The organism is Streptomyces murinus, from assembly GCF_002154555.1.
Lineage (GTDB): Bacteria > Actinomycetota > Actinomycetes > Streptomycetales > Streptomycetaceae > Streptomyces > Streptomyces murinus.
The window spans coordinates 1-556 of sequence record NZ_MUNF01001029.1 but is presented as its reverse complement, the minus strand read 5'-3'; the positions used below and the strand labels follow the sequence as shown (position 1 = coordinate 556).

Sequence of the window (556 nt, the reverse complement as noted above, 5' to 3'; positions counted from 1 at the left end):
CGCCACCGCCGCCGACGCCGGGACTCCTCATCTCGATGCCGTGGAGCGCACATTGCGCGAGGTCTCGCCCGGCCTCGAAGGGGACGTGTGGGAGCGGACGGCCGGCAACCGGCTCGACGCCGGGGCGGACGATCCCGCCGGCTGGCTGCTCCAGACTCCCGGCTGCTGGGGTGACGCAGGCTGCCGGGACCGCGTCGGTACCCGGCGGCTGCTGGCCAAGATGACCGAGAACATCTCGCGGGCGACCCGGACCGTCGACATCTCGAGCCTGGCACCCTTCCCCGACGGAGCCTTCCAGGACGCCATCGTCGCGGGCCTGAAGTCGTCCGTGGCCTCCGGACACCGGCTCAAGGTCAGGGTCCTGGTCGGAGCCGCTCCGGTCTACCACATGACCGTACTGCCCTCGAAGTACCGGGACGACCTGCGCGACAAGCTGGGCCCGGCCGCCGACGCCATCACGCTGAACGTCGCCTCGATGACCACGTCGAAGACCGCCTTCTCCTGGAACCACTCCAAACTCCTGGTCGTGGACGGGGAGTCCGCGGTCACCGGCGGC

General features: G+C 70.9%; 1 protein-coding gene. It reads left to right on the top strand.

Annotation, left to right across the window (positions count from 1 at the left end; genetic code table 11):
• Window positions 1-40: 40 nt before the first annotated feature.
• On the top strand, window positions 41-556 hold a 516-nt coding region (locus tag CCN72_RS37440), incomplete at its 3' end, for a phospholipase D-like domain-containing protein (RefSeq protein WP_483027301.1).